Source organism: Micromonospora sp. NPDC007220 (assembly GCF_040634035.1).
Lineage (GTDB): Bacteria > Actinomycetota > Actinomycetes > Mycobacteriales > Micromonosporaceae > Micromonospora > Micromonospora reichwaldensis.
Genome location: NZ_JBEYEU010000019.1, coordinates 75,587 through 93,553, shown reverse-complemented (window position 1 = coordinate 93,553; position 17,967 = coordinate 75,587). Strand labels below are relative to the sequence as shown.

Genomic DNA, 17,967 nt, shown 5'->3' with positions numbered 1-17,967 from the left:
CCGTCGATGCATAAGAGATGGTAAGCGCTTTCCCGTGCCGGCGCGAACGCCGTCGGCGCGGTCGGCCGCCGGCGGTCGGGGGAGCTGCCCGATACCTGACAGTCGTTCGGTGGCCACATCGGACCCGTTGATCGCGCGGTGGGAAGTCTGCCGTGGTGAGGCCCGTCGGGGCGCCTGATCACCCGCGGGAACGGCCGAATCTGGGATTCCATGCGGGCGCCACTCGTGTCCCGGATTCTGGGAGACATCTTGGCAGTGGAATCGGCGGTCGTGGACTCTCTCTGCGGAGAGCGATGGCTCGGTGGCTCATGGTCACGATGCGTCATTGTCTCCGGTCGTCGACCTGGCAGCGGGCGCGCGACCGATCACCGTCGGTAGTGGGGGGAATGCTCGGTGGGACGCGCCATGCCAGCTTGCGGTTCGCGGTGAGCGCACCCGCGCGCCCCGCCGGGCCGGTCCGTCGGCCCACCCCGTCCCGTCGCCCCGACGTCCGACCGCCCGCCGTCGACACCCTGCACCGGATGGTCGAGGCCCAGGTCGACCGGACCCCGGACGCCGACGCCGTGTGGTGCGACGGGCAGGTTCTCACCTACGGCGAGCTGGACGCGGCGGCCAACCGGTTGGCCGCGCTCCTCGTCGACCGGGGGGTGCGCCAGGGCGACCGCGTCGGCGTCTGCCTGCCCCGCAGTCCCCGGCTCGTGGTCGCGCTGCTGGGCGTGCTCAAGGCCGGTGCCTGCTACGTGCCGCTGGACCCGGCCTACCCGGCCGCCCGGGTCGCCTTCATGACCGAGGACTCCGGGGCCCGACTGGTGCTGACGGTGGCCGACCTCGCCGACCGGTTCGCCGACGCCGCGCTCCGTCTCGACGACCTCGACCTCGACGCCCGCCCGGCGGCCCGCCCCGGCCTGCCCGGCGACCCGTCCGACCTGGCGTACGTCATCTACACCTCCGGCTCGACCGGCCGGCCCAAGGGCGTCGCCGTCGAGCACCGCTCGGCCTCCGTGCTCATGCACTGGACCCGGGAGACCTTCACCGACGTCGAACTGGGCGGCGTGCTCGCCGCCACGTCCGTCTGCTTCGACCTGTCCGTCTTCGAGCTCTTCGGCCCGCTCTGCTGGGGCGGTCGGGTGGTGCTCGTCCGCGACGCGCTGGCGCTGGCCGCGCCGGACGCCGACCGGCTGCCCGTCGCCCTGGTCAACACCGTGCCGTCGGCGATGAGCGAGCTGCTCGCGGCCGGCGCGCTGCCGGGCAGCGTCCGCACCGTCTGCCTCGCCGGCGAGCCGTTGACCGCGGCGCTCGCCGCCCGGGTGCTCGCCCGGCCGCACGTACGCCGGCTCTGCAACCTCTACGGGCCGTCCGAGGACACCACCTACTCGACCTGGGCGGAGGTGCCGGCCGACGGGGGAGCCCCGCCGATCGGCCGCCCGTTGCCGGGCACCCGCGTCTACCTGCTCGACGCGGACGGCCGGCCGGTGCCGCCCGGAGAGCCGGGAGAGCTGTACCTGGCCGGCGCCGGGCTGGCCCGGGGCTACCTCAACCGGCCGGACGAGACCCGGGCGCGTTTCCTGGCCGATCCGTTCCGCCCGGGGGAGCGGATGTACCGCACCGGCGACCGGGTCCGGCTGCGCCCCGACGGGCAGTTGCAGTTCCTCGGCCGGATGGACGACCAGGTGAAGCTGCGCGGCTACCGCATCGAGCTGGGCGAGGTGGCCGCGCGGCTGGCCGCCCTGCCCGGCGTACGCGAGGCGACCGCCGCGGTGCGGACCGGGCCGAGCGGCGACCCGCTGCTCGTCGGCTACCTCGTCGGCGAGCGCCGCGACGACGTGCGGGACCTGCTGCGGGAGACGGTCCCCGCCCCGCTCGTGCCGTCCGCCGTCGTCTGGCTGGACCGCCTGCCGACCACCCCCAACGGCAAGGTCGACCGGGCGGCGCTGCCCGCCCCGGAGGTCGCCGTCGCCGCGATCGACGGCGACGGCGTGCCGCTGGCCGGCTCCGTCGCCACGGTCGCCGCCGTCTGGCGGGACGTGCTCGGCCGGCCGGTGGACCGGGCGGAGGCGGACTTCCTCGCCCTCGGGGGCGACTCCCTCCTGGCCGTACGCTGCGCCACCCGGCTCGCCGCCGCGACGGGCCTGCCGGTCGCCCCGGCGGCGCTGTTCGCGCACGCCACGGTGGAGGCGCTCGCCGACCACCTCGACGACCTGCGCCGAGCCGCCGGACCCGCCGCCGCGCCCGCCGGCACCGCCGCGCCCGCCGGGACCGCGACCGCCGGAGCCGCACCCGGGCCGGGGCACCCGTCGGCCGGCGGTACGCCACCCGCGGCGCCCGTGGACACGGCCCCGCTCTCGGCCGCGCAGACCCGGCTGTGGTTCCTGCACCAGCTGGACCCGGCCGACACCTCCTACCTGGTGTCGTTCGCGGTCCGGCTGCCGCCGGGGACCGACCCGGGAGCGCTCGGCCGGGCACTGCGCCGCGTGGTGGCCCGGCATCCGGCGCTGCGCACCGTCTTCCCGTCGACCCCGGACGGTCCGGTGCAGCGGGTCCGCGACGACCTCGACGTCCCGCTGGTCGTCGCCCCGCCCCGTGCCGGGGTGCCGCTGGACGAGCAGCTCGACCAGCTCGCCGCCGCCGACGCGCGTACCCCCATGGACCTCGCCACCGGCCCGCTGCTGCGCGCCCGACTGGTCGCCGCCGACGACGGGCGGGCGGCGCTGCTCCTGGTCGCCCACCACATCGTCTGCGACGACTGGTCGTTCAGCGTCATCGTGCGGGACCTGGGCCGCGCCTGCGAGGCCGAGTCGGCGGGCGCCGGGGCGGGCCCGCCGTGGCCGGCCGGTCCGGCGACCGGCCCGGCGGAACTCGCCGTGGCCCAGCGGGACTGGCTGGCCGCCCCGGCCGGCCGGGAGGCCGTGGCCGCCGTGGTCGCCGCGCTGCGCGGCGCGCCGACGGTCCTGGACCTGCCGGCCGCCGCACCGGCGCGCGCCGCCGGCACGTCGCCCCGCGCGGACCGGTCCCCGGCCGGGGCCGCCCTGCGGACCCGCATCGACGACGACACCGCCGCCGTGGTCCGCGACCTCGCCCGCGCGAGCCGCGCCAGCCTGCACATGGTCGGGCTGGCCGCCTTCGCCGCGCTGGTCGCCGCGGAGACCGGCCGCACCGACGTGCTCATCGGTGTCGCCTTCGCCGGCCGGACCAGCGTCGCCGCCGAACAGAGCGTCGGCTGCTTCGTCAACACCATGCCCCTGCGCCTGCGGCCCGGCCCGGACCGGTCCTTCGCCGACCTGGTGGACGAGGCGCGCCAGGTGACCCTCTTCGCCGCCGCCCACCAGGACGTGCCGTTCGACGTCGTCGTCGAGCGGCTCCGCCCGGCCCGGCAGCCGGGCCGCAACCCGCTGGTCCAGGTCGCGTTCGGCGTGCAGAACGCTCCGGCGGCCCGGCACGTCGACGCCTCCGGCGGCGAGTTCGTCGGGGTGGAGCTGACCCCCGACACCGCCCGGCTCGACCTGACCCTCTGGCTCGACGAGCGCCGCGACGGGCTGGCGGCGCTCTGGACCTACCGCACCGACCGCTTCGACGGCGAACTGGTCGACACGTGGCACCGCCGCTTCACCGCACTCCTACGCGGCGCGGCCGCCGATCCCCGGCGCAGCCTCGCCCGATGTGCCCACACCCTGGGGGGGAACGAGAGATGAGTGAGCAGACCCCGGTCGCGCCGGTGATCCCGCGCCGCGGCCGCGAACGGTCCCTGGTCGACGTACGCCCCGACTGGCCCGGCGGGCCCCTGCCGGCCCTCGTCCGGGCCAACGTGCCCGACGTGGACCTGGCCGCCTGGCTGGCCGGCAACCGGTCCACCGTGGACGAGCTGGCGCGCCGCGCCGGCGCCGTGCTGTTCCGTGGCTTCGCGGTGGACGGCGCGGCCGACTTCCGCACCGTCATGGCCGCCCTCTCCGACGACGTGCTCAGCTACGGCGAGCGCTCGTCGCCGCGCAGCGAGGTGACCGAGGGCGTCTACACCTCCACCGAGCACCCGGCCGACCAGCCGATCGTGCTGCACAACGAGCAGTCGTACACGGTGAACTGGCCGCTGCGCATCGTCTTCCACTGCGAGACCGAGCCTGCCGCCGGTGGGCGCACCCCACTGGCCGACAGCCGCCGGGTGCTCGACCGGCTGCGGCCGGAGACGGTCGCCGGATTCGAGCGCCGGGGCGTGCTCTACCGGCGCAACTACCTGCCGGGGATCAGCCTGCCGTGGCAGACGGCCTTCCAGACCGACGAGCGGGCCGACGTGGAGGCGTACTGCGCCCGCGCGCTGATCGACGTCGAGTGGGTCGGCGAGCAGCAGCTGCGCACCCGGCAGGTCCGCCCCGCCGTGCGGGAGCACCCGGTGACGGGGGAGCGGACCTGGTTCAACCACGCCCTGTTCTTCCACGTCACCTCGCTGCCGGCGGAGGTCAGTGCCGGGCTGCGCGCGTCGCTGGCCGAGGAGGACCTGCCCTACCAGACCGCGTACGGCGACGGCACGCCCATCGGCGACGACGTGCTGGCCGAGCTGCGCGCCGCGTACGCGGCCGAGACCCGCTCCTTCGCCTGGCGGCGCGGCGACGTGCTGCTGGTGGAGAACATGCTGGCCGCGCACGCCCGGGAGCCGTTCACGCCGCCCCGCCGCATCCTGACCGCGATGTCCGACCCGGTCGCCGCGCCCGAGCTGACCGCCGCCACCGTGACCTCCACGGGGGTGCGGTCGTGACCGGGCCGGCGCCGCGCCGGCGCGGCACCGGGGCGGTCACCTCGCCGGTGTCCCGCCGGGTGCTGGTCGACGACACGTTCGTGCTGCTGGTGGAGGCCGCCGTGCCGGACCTCGACCTGGCCGGCTGGCTGGCGGGGCGCCGCGACGAGCTGCTGCGCGACCTCGACGCCCACGGGGCGGTCTTCTTCCGGGGCTTCGAGGTGGCCACGGCCGACGACTTCAGCCGGGCCGCCCGCGCGGTCAGCCCGGACCTGCTCGGCTACCTGGAACGCGCCGCGCCCCGGCACGAGGTCGCGGAGAAGGTCTTCACCTCCACCGAGTTCAACGCCGAGCAGTGGATCCCGCTGCACCACGAGATGTCGTACTCGCACAACTGGCCCACCCACCTCTACTTCTGGTGCGCCCAGCCGGCCACCGGCAGCGGCGGCGCGACCCCGCTGGCCAGCGAGCGGGTGGTGAGCCCGCGCATTCCCGCCGAGGTACGGCAGCGGTTCCTCCGGCACGGGGTCAGCTACGTGCGCAACTACGGCCCGCACCTGGACCTGCCCTGGCAGGAGGCGTTCCAGACGACCGACCGCGCCGAGGTGGAGAAGTACTGCGCCGACTCGGCCACCGAGTACACCTGGCTCGACGGCGACGGGCTGCGGACCCGGGCCCGCCGGCAGGCGGTGGCGACCCACCCGCGCACCGGCGAGACGGTCTGGTTCAACCACGCGCACCTGTTCCACGTCTCCAACATGCCCGCCGAGGTGTCGGCCGCCCTGCTGCGCGAGTACGGGCCCGAGGGGCTGCCCCGCAACGCCTACTACGGCGACGGCGAGCCGATCCCCGACGAGGTGGTGGCCGGCATCCGGGACCTGTATCGGGAACACGCGGTGTCGGTTCCCTGGCAGCGCGGCGACGTGCTGGTGGTGGACAACTTCCTCGCGACCCACGGTCGCGAACCCTTCAGCGGCGACCGGCAGATCCTGGTCGCCATGTCCGACCTCTACCTCAACCGGAGCGTGGTGTGAACGGCTACCGTCTGTCCCCGATCCAGCGGCTGGCCTGGTCCGGGGCGCAGGACCTGGTCCGCGCCCGGGTGCTGCTCGACCGCCCGCTGGACCGGGCCCGGTTGCAGACCGCCCTGGACGCGGTGGTCGCCCGGCACGAGGCGCTGCGCCTGACCCTGGTGCACCACCCCGGGCTGCGGGTGCCGTTGCAGGACGTCGACGACGGCCGCAGCGTCGTCGTCGGCGCCCAGGGCGAGCTGTCGGTGACCGTCACCGACGACGCCCTGGAGCTGGCCGCCACGCCGTTGATCGCCGACCCGGCCAGCCTGCGGCTCGTCCTCGCCGACCTGGCCCGCGCGTACGCCGACGGCCGGCTGGCCGACGACCCCGACGCCCTGCAGTTCCTCGACGTCACCGAGTGGCAGCTGTCGCAGCGGCAGGAGGCCGACCCGTTCGGCGCACCCGCCGCGCCGGCCGCGCGGCTGGTCACCCCGCACGGCGACGACCCGGCCGAGGTCGGCACCGCGACCCTGCCCGCCGCGGCGCTGAGCGCCGCCGCGCGGGAGGCCGGCGTCGGCGTCGCGAACCTGCTCTTCGCCGCCTGGGCGCTCGCGCTGTCCCGCCGGGCCGAGCCGCCCGCCGGGGTCGACGACGCGGACCTGGTGCTGGCCCGGTGGAGCGACGGGCGGCAGGCCACCGGGACGGCCGGTGTCGTCGGCCCGCTGGGCGGCCACGCGCCGGTCCGGCTGGGCCTGCCCCTGCCGGCCGCGCCCAAGGCGCTGCTCGACGAGGTACGCGCCGCCGAGTCCGCCGCCGAGGAGGCGTTCCACCTGGTCGATCCGGTCGGCGAACACTCCGACGCGGTCGCCGGTTTCGCCGTCGTACCGGCCGGGGACCCGGCGGCCCTGGGTGGCCTGGGCGCCACCGCCGTCGAGGTCTCCGCGCCGCCCGCGACGGCCGGCCCGCAGCTGACCGCCGTGGTCGGCGACGACGAGGTGACCCTGCGGGTCGTCGGGGGCCGCTGGTTGCTGGAGGGTCTGCTGGCGATCCTGGGGTCGCTGCCCCGGGCGCTGGCCGACGGCACGCCGCTGGTGCTGACCGGCGAGGGGGAGGCCCGCTGGCTCGCCGAGGCGGCCGGCCAGCCGTCCCGCGCCGCGGTGCGCACCCTCGTCGAGCTGCTCGAGGACGGGCTGGCCGGCGCCGACCAGGACAGCCCGGCGGTGGTCGCCGCCGACGGCACGTACACCGTCGGCGAGCTGCGCGACGTCGCGGCCCGGGTCGCCGCGGGCCTGGTCGAGCGGGGGCTGCACCGCGCGCGGGTGGGCGTGCTCGCCACCCGGTCCCGGGACACCGTCGTCGCGTTCCTCGGCGTGCTGCGGGCCGGCGCGGTGTACGTACCGCTGGACCCGGCGGCGCCGGCGGAGCGGCTCGCCGCGCAGGTCCGCGCGGTCGACGCCGGGCTCGTCGTCGGCGCGGGCGGCCCGGCGGGGCTCGCCGGCGCGACCGTCGCCGAGTTGGCCGCCGGCACCGCGACGGTGGCCGTGCCCCCGGCGGCGCCCACCGATCCCGCCTACGTCATCTTCACCTCCGGCTCCACGGGCACGCCGCGACCGGTCCAGGTCCCGCACGGCGCCGCGGCCCACCTGGCGTACGCGCTCGAGGAGACCGTGTACGCGGGCAGCCGGGCCGGGCTGCGGGTGGCGGTGAACGCCCCGCTCACCTTCGACGCCTCGGTCAAGCAGCTCGTGCAGCTGGCCCACGGCCGCAGCCTGTACCTGGTGCCCGAGGACGTCCGGCGCGGCGGTGCCGAGCTGGCCGTGGCCCTCGCCGACAACCGGGTCGACGTGCTCGACCTGACCCCCTCCCAGCTGCGCATCCTGCTCGCCGGGGCCGGCGACGCCCGGCTGCCGGAGCTGCTGCTGGTGGGCGGCGAGGCGATCCCGCCGGACCTCTGGGACACCCTCGCCGCGCTGCCCGGCGTCCGGGCGGTCAACCTGTACGGGCCCACCGAGTGCACCGTGGACAGCACCGCCGCCGAGATCCGCCCCGCGACGGCGCCGACCATCGGCCGTCCGCTGCCGGGCGTCGGCGTGTGGGTCCTCGACGAGCGGCTGCGGCCGGTGCCGCCCGGCGTGGCCGGCGAACTCTGCGTCAGCGGGCCGCAGCTGGCCGACGGCTACCTGGGCGACCCGGAGACGACGGGCCGCCGGTTCGTCCGGGCCGCCCTGCCCGGCGGCCGGACGGAGCGGGTCTACCGCACCGGCGACCGGGTGCGCTTCGACGCCGAGGGGCGCCTGCGCTACCTGGGCCGGCTGGACGACCAGGTGAAGATCCACGGCTTCCGGGTGGAGCCGGGCGAGGTGGCCGCGACGCTGCGGGCGCACCCGGAGGTCGCCGACGCGGCGGTCGTGGCCCGCGACGACGACGGGCACGGCGACCGCCTCGTCGGCTACGTCCGCCCGGCCGCGCCGGCCGTCGACGTCGACCTGGACCGGGTCGCCGGGATCAACCCGCACGAGACCCGCTACCTGTACGACGAGATCTTCACGCAGCGGGTCTACCTGCGCGACGGCATCGTGCTGCGCCGGGGCGCGACGGTCTTCGACGTCGGCGCCAACATCGGCATGTTCTCGCTGTTCGTCCACGCGGCCTGCCCGGACGCGACCATCCACGCCTTCGAGCCGGTGCCGTCGGTGGTGGCGGCCCTGCGGCGCAACGTCGAGGAGTTCGGCGTGCCGGCCACCGTGCACCCGGTGGGCCTGTCCACCGCGCCGGGGCAGGTCTCCTTCACCTACTACCCGGGCTACTCGATGATGTCCGGCCAGGCCGCGTATGCCGACCCGGCGGCCGAGGTCGCCGTGATCAAGCGGTTCCTCGCCAACGAGCGCGACCGGGGCGAGTCCGACCGGGAGACCCTGCTGGAGCGGGTCGACGAGCTGTTGGCGGAGCGCTTCGACGGCGCCGAGGTGACAGTCGACGTGCGCCCGCTGTCGGAGGTCATCGACGAGGTCGGGCCGGAGCGCATCGACCTGCTGAAGATCGACGTGCAGCGGGCCGAGGCCGACGTGCTCGCCGGCATCGAGGAGCGGCACTGGCTGCTCATCGCGCAGGTCGCCATGGAGGTGCACGACGCCGTCGGCACCGACACCGAGGGGCGCCTGGACGAGCTGATCGCCCTCTTCGAGGACCGCGGGTTCGACGTGGTCACCCGCCAGGACGACCTGCTCACCGGCACCGACCGGCACACCCTGCACGCCGTGCGCCCCGAGTACGCCGCCGACCCGCGGCCCGCGGTGGCGGTCCCGGACGGCCCGGCCGCCGGCCCGCTGGAGGCCCGGTTGACCGACTGGCTCGCCCAGCGGCTGCCCGCCCACCTGGTCCCCGCGGCCGTGGTGCTCCTCGACGACCTGCCGCTGACCCGCAACGGCAAGCTCGACCGGGCCGCGCTGCCCGCGCCGGAGCTCGACCGGGCCCGGCGGGAGCCGGCCGTGGCGCCGGCCAACCGGGCCGAGGAGATCCTCGTCGAGGCGTGGCGGGAGGTCCTGGGCACGCAGTCGGTCGGGGTGACCGACAGCTTCTTCGCCCTCGGCGGCGACTCGATCCGCAGCATCCAGATGCAGGTCGCGGCGAACCGGCGCGGCCTGTCGTTCCGGCTCGGCGACATCTTCGTGCACCAGTCGATCCGGGAACTGGTCGCGCACGGCGAGATCACCCTCACCGGGCCCGGCGCCGACGCCACCGACGCCTCCGGGGCGGCGGAACCGTTCGCCCTGGTCGCCGCCGCCGACCGGGACCGCCTGCCCGCCGGGCTGGCCGACGCCTACCCGATGACCGCGCTGCAACAGGGCATGGTCTACCACTGCGAGCTGACCGGCGACCCGGCGATGTACCACAACGTCACCGCGCACCGCGTCGACGCGCCGCTGGAGGCGGAGGCGCTGCGCGCCGCGCTGGCCGACCTGGTCGCGCGGCACCCGGTGCTGCGGACCGGCTTCTCCCTCGGCACCCACACCGAGCCGCTGCAACTGGTGCACGCCGAGGTGCCGGTCGAGGTGCCGGTGACGGAGCTGACCGACGCCGACGAGGCCACCCGCCGGGCCCGCGTCGACGAGCTGGTGGCGGCCGAGCGGGTGCGGCCCTTCGACTGGGACCGGCCGCCGCTGCTGCGGCTGCACGCCGTGCGCGACGACACCGACACCTTCACCCTGATCGTGGCGGAGTGCCACGCGATCCTCGACGGCTGGAGCCTGCACCTCCTCCTCGGCGAGTTGCTGGCCGCGTACGACCGGCGCCGCGCCGGGCTGTCCGTGCCGCACCGCCCGACGTTGCCCTTCCGCGCGTACGTGGCGGCGGAACGGGAGGCCGTGGCGGACGCCGGGTCACGCCGGTTCTGGCTCGAGGGTGCCGGCGGCGTGCCGCCGCTGCTGCTCGGCGGGGCGGAGCCACGGATCACCACCACCCGGCGGGTGCCGCTGGCGGCGTCCACCACCGGCGCCGTCACCGCGGCCGCCCGGGCCGCCGGCATACCGGCCAAGTCCTGGCTGCTCGCGGTCCACCTGCGGGTGATCGGGGAGGTCGCCGGCCGGGACGAGGTGGTCACCGGGCTGGTCGTCGGCGCCCGGCCCGAGGCCGAGGGGAGCGACGCCACGCTCGGGCTGTTCCTCAACACCCTGCCGGTGAGCGCCGTGCTGGGCACCCGGTCGCTGGCCGAGCTGGCCGCCGCCGCCTGGCAGGCGGAGCGGTCGCTGATGGGCCACCACCGGTTCCCGCTCGCCGAGATCGTCCGGGCGGGCGGGGCCGGGCCCCGGTTCGACCACTTCTTCAACTGGACCCACTTCCACGGCGGCGCCGACGAGGGCGAGGGCGGCGGGGGCCGTGGCAGCCGCATCGTCGACAGCCGGGGCATCACTGTCGACGTGGCGTTCAGCCTCGCCGTCGACGTGGAGGTGGACCCGGCCACCGGCCAGCTCGCCCTGACCCTCCAGTACGACGCCCGGCACGTCGACGAGGCGCGGGCCGACCGGCTGGCCGAGGCGTACCGCCGGCTGCTGGCGACCGACCCGACGGTGCCGCTGCCCACCGTCGGACCGGCGGGTCCCGTCGTCCCCGCCCCGCGCGACGGGGACGCCCGGGACCGCTGGGCGGCCCGGGTGGCGTCGGTCTGGCAGGAGGTCGTCGGCGTGGCGCCGCGCGGCGAGCGGGCGGAGTTCCTCGCCGCGGGCGGCGACTCGCTGCGCGCACTGCGCCTGGTCACCGCGCTGCGGCAGCGCCACGGCAGCAGCATCACCCTGCCGGAGTTCGTCGCGCTGGGCAGCTACGGCGCCGTCGTCGAGCGGGTGAGCCGCGATGGCTGAGAACCCGTGGCTGGTGGTCCGGGCGCCCGTCGCCCGGCCCGCCCTGCGCCTGTTCTGCCTGCCCTACGCGGGCGGCAACGCCGGGGCCTTCGAGACCTGGCGGGCGGGGCTGCCGCGCGCCGTCGAGGTGAACGCGGTGCAGTACCCGGGCCGCCGCGAGCGGGTCGCCGATCCCGCGCCACGGCGGATGACGCCGCTGGTACAGGCCCTCGAGGCGGCCCTGGCCCCGCACCTGGACCGGCCGTACGCGGTCTACGGCGACTGCCTCGGCGCGTACGTCGCGTTCGAGCTGGTCCGCCGGCTGGAGCGACGCGGGCACCGGCCGGCCGATCTGCTGGTGGTCTCCTCGGCCGTCGCCCCGCACCGCGCCGAGGTCGAACCGGACCACTCCGGCGCCGACGACGCCACGTTCCTCGCCGAACTGGTCGCGCTGGGCACGATGCCGGCGGCCGTCGCCGCGCACCCGGAGCTGGCCGCCGCCGCGCTGCCGGCGGCCCGCGCCGACTTCGAACTCGGCCGCAGCTACCGCTACCGCGACGCCGGCCCGATCGGCGTGCCGGTCACCGCGATCCGCGGCGACGCCGACCCGCACGTCGACGACGTCGGGACGGCGGCGTGGGCCGACCTCACCACCGCCGGCTGCACCACCGTCACCGTCCCGGGCGGGCACGACCTGCTCGCCCGGGCCGACCCCGGACTGCTCGGCGCCGTCCGGTCCGCCCTCCTCGGCAAGGAGCCGTCTTGACCGTCACGTCACTGCTCTGCTTCCCGTACGCCGGCGCGGGCGCCTCGGTGTACCAACCGTGGCAGCGGGTCGCACCGCCCGACCTGGAGATCCTCCCGGTGCAGTTGCCGGGCCGGGAGAAGCGCTTCGTCGAGGAGCCGTACCGCCGGATGGACCAGGCCGTCGACGGGCTCCTCGACGAGGTGCTCGAACTGGTCGCCGGCCGCGACCGGGTGGCGCTGTTCGGCCACAGCATGGGCGCGGTGCTCGCGTACGAGATGGCCGGCCGGCTGGCCCAGGCGGCCGGGGTACGGCTGGCGCACCTGTTCGTCAGCGGCTCGCCCGACCCGTGGTCGGGCCGCGACCACACGGCCGCCGACCTGCCCGACGACGAGTTCGTGGCGCGGGTGGAGGAGTTCGCCGGCTACACGCATCCGGCGCTGGCCGACCCCGACATGCGGGAGCTGCTGCTGCCGACCCTGCGCGCCGACGTGGAGCTGCACGAGGGCTACCGGCCGGGCGGCGACAAGCGGCTCGACGTGCCGGTGACCGCGCTGCGCGGCGCCGACGACACCCTGGTGGCCGCCTCCGCGCTGGCCGGCTGGGACCGGGTCACCTCCGCCGGGTTCGCCTCCCTCACCGTCGCCGGTGGACACATGTACCTCGCCGACGATCCGGCCGAGCTGCTGGCGCTGGTGCGACGGAGGCTGGCCGGTGCCTGAGCCGACGCCGGGCCGGCTGGCCGGCCGGACCGCGATCATCACGGGCGCCGCGCGGGGACTCGGCCGGGCCTGCGCGACCGCCTTCGCGGCGCAGGGCGCCGACCTGGTCCTGGTGGACGTGGCACACGACCTGCCCGACGTGCCGTACCCGCTCGGCTCGGCCAGCCAGCTCACGCACACCGCCAAGCTCTGCGCGGAGCTGGGGGTGGCCGCGTACCCGGTCGAGGCCGACGTGCGGGACCTCGACGCGGTCCGGGCCGCCGTCGCGCTCTGCCTGGACCGGTTCGGCCGGATCGACGTCCTGGTGAACAACGCCGGCATCGCGGCGCCCTCCGGCAAGCCGGTGCACGAGATCAGCGAGGCCGAGTGGCAGCTCATGCTCGACGTCGACCTCTCCGGCCCGTGGCGGATGATCAGCGCGGTCGGCGCGGTGATGTGCCGGCAGCGCGCCGGGAGCATCGTCAACGTGGCGTCGACCGCCGGCCTGGTCGGCTACCGGCACTTCGCCGGGTACGTCGCCGCCAAGCACGGCCTGGTCGGCCTGACCCGGGCCGCGGCGCTGGACTACGCGCCGCTGAAGGTGCGGGTCAACGCCCTGTGCCCCGGCTCGGTGCGCGACGACCCGTACGTCGAGGGTCGGATGCTGGCCGAGATCGCCCGGTCGCTGGAGGTGCCGGTCGCCGAGCACGAGGAGACGTTCGTCCAGGCCCAGCCGATGAATGCGCTGATCGAGCCCGACTCGGTGGCCCAGGCCGCACTGTGGCTGGCCTCCGACGAGTCGTCGCAGGTCACCGGCTCGGTCATCACCGTCGACGGAGGATTCACCACCCGATGAGCAGCCGTCCACAGCCCACCCGACAGCACTCCGACCCGGGCCGCTCCTGCCACGCGGCGGCGGTGGCCGTCGCCGGCGACCCCGACGAGGTCGCCGCCCGGTTCGCCGCCGCGCTGGCGCGTCGGGGCCTCGACGCCGCTCGGCTCTGGGTGGACCGGATGCCCGCGTCGGCGGCCGCCGCGCGCCGCGCCGTGGAACTGGCGCGGCCGCTGCCCGCCGACGGTCCGCCGGTGCGGGCGGTGCTGCTGCGCCACGACGCCGGCGCCGACCTGGTGCTCGTCGCCCGGCGTGGCCCGCTCACCGGCCGCGCGCTGGGCGAGCTGGCCGTCGAGGCGGCCGGTATCGCGTCGCCGGCCGGGGCGGAGCCGACCGCCGGCCCGGAGCCCGGGGACCGCCCCGAGGGTGTCGCGCCGGACCCGGCCGGGCAGTCTCAGTCGGCCGGGCAGGCGGAGTCGCCGGGGACCGCCGCCGGGGAGACGGCCGGGACCGGGGCCGCGGACGACGGGGAACACGAGGGGGACACCGCCTGGCGGGGCGGGAACCCGCGCGCCGACCGGACCGCGTCGTACGCCTTCGCCGTGCCCGCCGGGACCGACCTGCTGGCGCTGACCGGCGCGGTCGGCGCGGTGCTGGCCCGCTTCGGCGGCGTGCGCCGGGTGCGGGTCGGCACGCTGCGCGACGAGGGGCCGGCGGTCGTGCCCGTGGCGGTGGACGGCACTTTGCGCGCCCTCGCGGCCCGGCCCGCCGAGCCGGCCCCGTGGCTCGTTGCCGGGCGGACGCCCGACGCCGGGCCGCCGGAGGCCGCGGTCGGCGTGCTGACCGCCGACAGTCCGGCCGACACCTACCTGCCCAGCCTGACGCCGCCGTGGCCGCTCACCCTGACCCTGCGCGGCAGCACCGTCACCTGCGACTTCCGCACCGGCGTGTGGTCCGCCGACGTGGTCGCCACGGTGGCGGGCTACGTCACCCGCGTCCTCGGCCAGCTCCTCGCCGACGGCGACCGGGCGCTGGCCGACTGCGACCTGTTCGACGACGCCGAGCGGGACCGGGTCGCGGCCCTCGGCGGGGCGGCCGTCGACCTGCCCGAGCCGACCGGCGGCATCCACGAGCGGGTGGCCGGGTGGGCGCGGGCCACCCCGGACGCCCCGGCGGTGTCCTACGGCGACGACCGGCTCACGTACGCCCAGCTCGACGCCCGCGCCGGGCGGATCGCGGCGGCGCTGCGGGCGCGGGGCTGCGGGCCGGGCACCCGGGTCGGCGTCTGCCTGGAACGCTCGGTGGACCTGGTGGCGGCGCTGCTCGGCGTGCTCAGGGCCGGCGCCGCCTACGTGCCGATCGACCCCACCTACCCGGCCGAGCGCATCCGCTACACCGTCGAGGACTCCCGCGTGACCCTGCTCGTCGGCGCCGACGGCGTGGAGGTCGACGAGCTGCTCGCCGACGACCCCGACGACCCGGCGGGCACCGGGGCGGCGACGGCCGGCCCGGACGACCCCGCGTACGTCATCTACACCTCCGGCTCCACGGGCCGGCCGAAGGGGGTCCAGGTCCCGCACCGCAACGTGCTGGCCCTGGTCGCCGCGACCCGGGACGAGTTCGGGCTCGGCCCGGCGGACACCTGGACGATGTTCCACTCCAGCGCGTTCGACTTCTCGGTCTGGGAGATCTGGGGCTGCCTGCTCACCGGCGGGCACCTGGTCGTCGTTCCGCACCTGGTGGTACGCGACCCGGCCGAGTTCCACGCCCTGCTGCGCGTGGAGCGGGTCACCGTGCTCAACCAGACCCCGTCGGCGTTCGCGCAGCTCGTCGACGCCGACCGGCGGGCCGCGCACCGGCTGGGGCTGCGCCTTGTGGTGTTCGGCGGCGAGCCGCTGGACGCCGGCATGCTGACCGGCTGGTTCGACCGGTACCCGGAGCGCGACTGCCGGATGGTCAACATGTTCGGCATCACCGAGACCACCGTGCACGTCACCGCGCAGACCATCGACCGGGGCCTGGCCCTGGCCGCCACCCGCTCCGTGGGGCGCCCGCTGCCCGGCTGGTACGTGCACGTGCTCGACCCGGCGGGGCGGCTGCTGCCGCCGGGCGCCGCCGGGGAGATCCACGTCGGCGGCGCCGGGGTGGCCGACGGCTACCTGCACCGCGACGAGCTGACCGCCCAGCGCTTCCTGCCCGACCCCTGGCGGGGCGGGCGGATGTACCGCAGCGGCGACCGGGGCCGGCTGCTCCCGGACGGGCGGCTGGAGCACCTGGGCCGGCTCGACGACCAGGTCAAGATCCGTGGCTACCGGATCGAGCTGGACGAGATCCGCCAGGTGCTGCTCGACGACCCGGATGTGCTGGCCGTGGCGGTCACGGTGGACACCGCCGACGCCCGGCTGCACGCGTACGTGGTGTTCGCCGAGGGGGCCGACCCGCCCGCCGAGCTGCGCCGCCGGGTGGCCCGGATCCTGCCCGAGTACATGGTGCCGGCCACGGTGACGCCGCTGCCGGCGCTGCCGCTCACCGCCAACGGCAAGCTCGACGCCGCCCGGCTGCCCGCGCCGGCCGCCCGGCCCCTGCCCGCCCCCCGGGAACCGGCCGACCCCGGGGCGGGGCCCGGCCGCGCCGAGCGGATCCGGGCGGTCTGGGAGCGGGTGCTCGGCGCCGAGGTGGGGCCGGAGGACAACTTCTTCGACCTCGGCGGCAACTCCCTGCTCGCGTTGCGGCTGCTGCGTGAACTGCGCGCGCAGGGCCTCGGCGAGTTCACCCCCCGCCACCTGTACGTGCACCCCACGGTGCGCGCCCTGGTCGGCGCGACCGGTACGGAGCGGTGATGGCCGACGTCGACACGCTGACCCGCCTCTGGCCCCAGGTACGCGAGGTGGCCGTCAAGGGCGGCTGCGCGTACGTGGTGGCCGAGGACTACCTCGACCCGCTGCACCTGCGCGGCCTGCTCGCCCGGGAACTGCCCGACGCCGACCTGCCCCGGCACATCGTGCAGGTCGACTCCCTCGACCCCGCCGACCTGGTGGAGCCGGACGACCGGTTCGGGGCGTACCTGCCGCCGCGCGACGACACCGAGCGCGTCCTGGTGCGCATCGCGGAACGCCTGCTCGGCATGCCGAAGCTGGGCGTGCTCGACGACTTCTACGCCGCCGGTGGCGACTCGCTCGCCGCGACGGGACTGGCCGTCGAGGCGCAGCGGGCCCTCGGGGTGGGCGTCTCCCTCGCGGCGGTGCTGCGCCACCCGACGGTGGCCGGTCTCGCCGAGGAGATCGGCCGGGCCCGGGCGGCCGTGCCGCTGCCCCGCGCCGAGGCGGCGGACGCCTACCCGCTCTCCCCGCAACAGCGCCGCGTCTTCCTCGCCCAGTCCCGCGACCCCGCGTCGGTGACCTACAACCTGCCGCTGCTGGTGCCGCTGCCGGCGGACGTCGACCGCGCCCGGCTGGCGGACGCGTTCCGCGCCGTCATCGCCCGGCACGACATCCTCCGCACCTCCTTCGGCACCGAGGCGGGCCGGCCGGTGCAGCGGGTGCTGCCGGCCGTCCCGTTCGACCTGCCGGAGATCGAGGGCACGGGGACGCTGCCGGTCGAGCCGTTCGACCTGGCCGCCCCGCCGCTGCTGCGGGCCGCCCTGCGGCGTACCGGCGACGGCCCGGTGCTGGCGCTGGACCTGCACCACATCGTCACCGACGGCCTCTCCCTGGCGTTGCTGCTGCGCGAGGTCGACACCGTCTACGCCGGCGGCGAACCACCGCCGGTCCCCGCCCAGTACGCCGACTACGCGGTGTGGGCCACCGCCGGGGAACCGCCCGGGGGCGACTACTGGCGGCGGCGCTTCGCCGAGCCGCCGGCGCCCCTGCGGCTGCCCACCGACGCGGCGCGGCTGACCGGCCGCCCGGCGACGGCGCGCGCCGGCACGGTCGAGTTCGACGTCGGGGCGGAGCGGACCGCCGCCCTGCGGGCGCTGGCCCGGCGCGAGGGCGTGACCCTGTTCCAGGTGCTGCTCGCCTGCTACGCGACCTTCCTCGCCGCGGCGACCGGCGGGACCGACGTCACGGTCGGCACCCCGGTGGCCGGTCGCGGCGCCCCGGGCCTGGACGCGACCATGGGGATGCTGGTCAACACGGTCTGCCTGCGGCACCGGGTGCGGCCGGAGGTCACCTTCCGGGAGTCGCTGACCGAGGTGGCGCACGACGTGGTCGACGCGTTCGCCCACCAGGACTACCCGTTCGACACGCTGGTCGCCGAGGTGCTGCCGGTCCGCGACCAGGACCGGCATCCGCTCTTCGACACGCTGTTCGCGATGCAGCACGCCGAGGTGGCCGCCGCCGACTTCCTGGGGCGGCGGGTCGAGTTGGCCGTCGCGCCCACCGGCCAGGCCATGTTCGACCTGGACATGCAGGTCTACGAGCGCGCGGACTCGCTGCGCGTGCACTGGGCGTACGACGCCGGGCTGTTCCTGCCCGGGACGGTGCGGGCCTTCGCCGACCTCTGGCTGGAGATCGCCGACACCGTCCTGACCGACCCCGGGGTGCCGGTCGGCGAGCTGACCGGGGCCCGCCGGGTCGCCGCCGGGGCACCCTCCACCATCGACATCGAGTTGTGAGCCGG

General features: G+C 76.6%; 9 protein-coding genes. All 9 read left to right on the top strand.

Features of this window, described 5'->3' with window-relative positions; translation table 11 throughout:
* Positions 1 to 425 precede the first annotated feature (425 nt).
* From ABZ573_RS25215 to ABZ573_RS25175, 9 genes are read left to right on the top strand one after another with little or no spacing between them, the layout of a single operon-like run.
* Positions 426 to 3,689 (top strand): amino acid adenylation domain-containing protein, encoded by a 3,264-nt coding sequence (locus ABZ573_RS25215; RefSeq protein ID WP_358121422.1) that lies wholly within the window; start codon positions 426 to 428, stop codon positions 3,687 to 3,689.
* Positions 3,686 to 4,744 (top strand): TauD/TfdA family dioxygenase, encoded by a 1,059-nt coding sequence (locus ABZ573_RS25210; RefSeq protein WP_358121420.1) that lies wholly within the window; start codon positions 3,686 to 3,688, stop codon positions 4,742 to 4,744. The genes ABZ573_RS25215 and ABZ573_RS25210 overlap by 4 nt, the downstream gene beginning before the upstream one ends.
* Complete coding sequence (locus ABZ573_RS25205) at positions 4,741 to 5,757, top strand: TauD/TfdA family dioxygenase (protein WP_358121418.1); 1,017 nt, start codon at positions 4,741 to 4,743, stop codon at positions 5,755 to 5,757. The genes ABZ573_RS25210 and ABZ573_RS25205 overlap by 4 nt, the downstream gene beginning before the upstream one ends.
* Positions 5,754 to 11,090, top strand: a complete 5,337-nt coding sequence (locus ABZ573_RS25200; RefSeq protein WP_358121416.1) for an amino acid adenylation domain-containing protein — start codon at positions 5,754 to 5,756, stop codon at positions 11,088 to 11,090. The genes ABZ573_RS25205 and ABZ573_RS25200 overlap by 4 nt, the downstream gene beginning before the upstream one ends.
* Positions 11,083 to 11,835, top strand: a complete 753-nt coding sequence (locus ABZ573_RS25195; protein WP_151457456.1) for a thioesterase domain-containing protein — start codon at positions 11,083 to 11,085, stop codon at positions 11,833 to 11,835. The genes ABZ573_RS25200 and ABZ573_RS25195 overlap by 8 nt, the downstream gene beginning before the upstream one ends.
* The gene (locus tag ABZ573_RS25190; RefSeq protein ID WP_132238353.1) at positions 11,832 to 12,536 is read left to right on the top strand and encodes an alpha/beta fold hydrolase; all 705 of its coding nucleotides are present in this window, start codon (positions 11,832 to 11,834) and stop codon (positions 12,534 to 12,536) included. Before ABZ573_RS25195 ends, ABZ573_RS25190 begins: the two co-directional genes overlap by 4 nt.
* Positions 12,529 to 13,371, top strand: a complete 843-nt coding sequence (locus ABZ573_RS25185; RefSeq protein WP_358121413.1) for an SDR family oxidoreductase — start codon at positions 12,529 to 12,531, stop codon at positions 13,369 to 13,371. The genes ABZ573_RS25190 and ABZ573_RS25185 overlap by 8 nt, the downstream gene beginning before the upstream one ends.
* A complete protein-coding gene (locus ABZ573_RS25180) occupies positions 13,368 to 16,187 on the top strand; it encodes an amino acid adenylation domain-containing protein (RefSeq protein ID WP_327028793.1) in 2,820 nt (939 codons plus the stop codon). Before ABZ573_RS25185 ends, ABZ573_RS25180 begins: the two co-directional genes overlap by 4 nt.
* On the top strand, positions 16,187 to 17,962 hold the full coding sequence (locus tag ABZ573_RS25175) for a condensation domain-containing protein (RefSeq protein WP_327028792.1): 1,776 nt from the start codon (positions 16,187 to 16,189) through the stop codon (positions 17,960 to 17,962). Before ABZ573_RS25180 ends, ABZ573_RS25175 begins: the two co-directional genes overlap by 1 nt.
* Positions 17,963 to 17,967: the final 5 nt, after the last annotated feature.